Annotated in this window: 4 protein-coding genes; 1 reads left to right on the forward strand and 3 read right to left on the reverse strand. The window is 71.9% G+C overall.

What is annotated here, in order from left to right:
• Position 1 precedes the first annotated feature (1 nt).
• From ABZ281_RS44740 to ABZ281_RS44750, 3 genes are all read right to left on the reverse strand, one after another.
• Complete coding sequence (locus ABZ281_RS44740; RefSeq protein ID WP_356664052.1) at positions 2-1,171, reverse strand: cysteine desulfurase family protein; 1,170 nt, start codon at positions 1,169-1,171, stop codon at positions 2-4.
• A gap of 140 nt (positions 1,172-1,311) precedes the next feature.
• Complete coding sequence (locus ABZ281_RS44745; RefSeq protein WP_031103607.1) at positions 1,312-1,578, reverse strand: hypothetical protein; 267 nt, start codon at positions 1,576-1,578, stop codon at positions 1,312-1,314.
• Between the two features lie 50 nt (positions 1,579-1,628).
• Complete coding sequence (locus tag ABZ281_RS44750) at positions 1,629-1,793, reverse strand: hypothetical protein (protein WP_356664054.1); 165 nt, start codon at positions 1,791-1,793, stop codon at positions 1,629-1,631.
• Positions 1,794-1,909: 116 nt separating this feature from the next.
• On the opposite strand from ABZ281_RS44750, the gene ABZ281_RS44755 reads away from it, so the two are divergent.
• Complete coding sequence (locus ABZ281_RS44755; RefSeq protein WP_356664056.1) at positions 1,910-2,548, forward strand: TetR family transcriptional regulator; 639 nt, start codon at positions 1,910-1,912, stop codon at positions 2,546-2,548.
• Positions 2,549-2,853 lie beyond the last annotated feature (305 nt).

The raw sequence follows: 2,853 nt of genomic DNA on the forward strand, positions 1-2,853 counted from the left end.
CCTAGGTGAGCCCCGCCGCCCTCGCCCGTTCCACCGCCGGGCCGATGGCCTTCGCCAGGGCCTCGACGTCGGCCTCGGTGGAGGTGTGGCCGAGGGAGAAGCGCAGGGTGCCGCGGGCCAGGTCGGGGTCCGTGCCGGTGGCGAGGAGGACGTGGCTGGGCTGGGCGACTCCGGCGGTGCAGGCGGAGCCGGTGGAGCACTCGATGCCCTGGGCGTCGAGCAGGAGCAGCAGGGAGTCGCCCTCACAGCCGGGGAAGGTGAAGTGCGCGTTGGCCGGAAGGCGGCCCTCCGGGTCCGGGTCGCCGCCGAGGATCGCGTCCGGGACGGCCGAACGGACCGCGTTGACGAGGGAGTCGCGCAGGGCGCCGATCTCGCGGGCGAACCACTCGCGCTGCTCGGCGGCCAGCCGCCCGGCGACGGCGAAGGAGGCGATGGCGGGCACGTCGAGGGTGCCGGAGCGCACGTGGCGCTCCTGACCGCCGCCGTGCAGGACCGGTACGGGGGTGTGCTCACGGCCGAGGATCAGGGCGCCGATGCCGTAGGGTCCGCCGATCTTGTGGCCCGAGACGGTCATCGCGGCGAGGCCGGAGGCGGCGAAATCCACGGGGATCTGACCGAAGGCCTGGACGGCGTCCGCGTGCAGCGGGACTGCGAACTCGGCTGCCACGTCGGCGAGTTCACGGACGGGCAGGATCGTCCCGATCTCGTTGTTCGCCCACATGACGGTGGCGAGGGCCACGTCCTCGGGGTTGCGGGCGATGGCCTCGCGCAGGGCGTCCGGGTGGACGCGGCCGTGGGAGTCGACCGGCAGGTACTCGACGGTGGCGCCCTCGTGTTCACCGAGCCAGTGCACGGCGTCGAGGACCGCGTGGTGCTCGACGGGGCTGGCGAGGACGCGGGTGCGGGCCGGGTCGGCGTCGCGGCGTGACCAGTAAAGGCCCTTGACGGCCAGGTTGTCGGCCTCTGTGCCGCCCGAGGTGAAGACGACCTCGCTGGGGCGGGCGCCGAGGGCTTCGGCGAGGGTCTCGCGGGCCTCCTCGACGGCGCGGCGGGCCTGCCTGCCGGATGCGTGGAGGGAGGACGCGTTGCCGGTGGCACCCAGCTGGACGGTGAGCGCCTCCGCCGCCTCCGGGAGCATCGGGGTGGTCGCGGCGTGGTCGAGGTAAGCCATGGTGAGCCCGATTCTACGGCTCCCCTTCGACCGGCCTCAGATCAAGGCTGGCCGAACATGAACCGCCTCGCGGCGCGGCGACGGCCCGTCGTCCCCGGGCCCGGCCGCGGCGTACCGGCGGACGGCTGTCCGACGGCGGCTCAGAAGCTCCACGAGATCGTGCTGTCGAACTCCATGAAGGCCGCGAGGACCAGCAGGTCTGCGACGCCCAGGCCCAGACCCAGCAGCGCGCGGCCGCGGCGCTCGGTGCCCCGCCACAGGGCGACGCTCGCCAGCACGATGGCGATCGGGCCGAGGAAGAGGTTGAGCACGAGAAGGCCGAGCAGGCCGAGGATGAAGGACGCGACGGCCATGCCGTCCGTGTCACGGATGCCGGTGCGGCGCGAGGCCGGAGCGGTGAGCTGCATAATGATCGACTCCCGAAGTCGGATCGAAGGAGCGGTGGATGACGTCGGCGTCAGTGGGCCTGCGGGTGGCGCCGGCGACCGCGCTCACGGAGCGCGAAGACGCCGAGCCAGACGGCGATGACGGCGCCGACGGCGACGGAGAAGGTGAGCGGCGCGTGCGCGACGGTGCCCAGGACGACACCCAGCAGCAGGAGCGCGGCGACGATGAACAGCACGGGTAACAGCCCCCAAGGTTTCGGTGAACGGTTGCGGTTACAGTTGTTCACTGACTTCCCAGCCTAACGCCTCTCACGACTTTCCAATTCCAGAGAACAGTTGTTAACTGCATGGTATGAGTCACACCCTCGGCATCCGGCAGGCCCAGAAGCAGAAGACCCGGCAGGCACTGCTGGACGCGGCCCTGGGGCTGCTGGAGGAGCAGAGTCTGAGCAGCCTGGGACTGCGCGAGGTCACCCGCGCCGTCGGTGTCGCCCCGACCGCCTTCTACCGCCACTTCCGCTCCACGGCGGATCTGGGCGTGGCCCTGGTCGAGGAGGCGCTGGGCAGCCTGCACCCGATGATCCGGACGACGGTGTCCACGACGGGCGACCGCGAGGAACGCGTCACGCGCACCATCGACCTGATCGCCCGTCACGTCGACGGGTACCCCGCCCATGTCCGCTTCATCGCCCGTGAACGACATGGCGGAGTTCAACCGGTCCGTGAGGCGATACGGGAGCAATTGGCCCGGTTCGCCCAGGAGGTCAAGGACGAACTGGCCCATGACCCGGTCTCCGAGGGCTGGAGCGAGGACGACCTGCTGATGCTCGCGCATCTCTACGTCGACCAGATGCTGAGCACGGCGTCGCTGTTCCTGGAAGCCCTGGAAGGGCCGGAGGAGGAACGCCCGGAGCGGACTCGGCAGGTCGCACAGCTGGCGGCCCGCCAGATGCGGCTGATCGGCCTCGGCCGCCATCACTGGCTGGATTGACACCCTCGTACAGGGATTGACACCCATGTGACAACGCACAGGGGCGGCGCGCCCGTTCGCCGGACGCGCCGTCCCTGACCGTGGCCCGGGCGAACCCGGGCCGACCTTCCGTACGCCTGCCGCTTCTCCTGCGCCGCTGCCCCTACTGCTCCTTCTGCGACTGCTGGGGGTGCGGGCTCTGACCCTGGCCCTGTCCGCCCGCGGCCTGACCGCCGCCGCCCGGGCCGCCGCAGCCACCGCCCCGGTCCCCACCGGGACCGCCCTGGCCGCCCTGCCCACCGCCCGGCGCGCCGCTGGGCATCTCC

It is taken from the genome of Streptomyces sp. NPDC006265 (genome assembly GCF_040613555.1).
GTDB lineage: Bacteria > Actinomycetota > Actinomycetes > Streptomycetales > Streptomycetaceae > Streptomyces.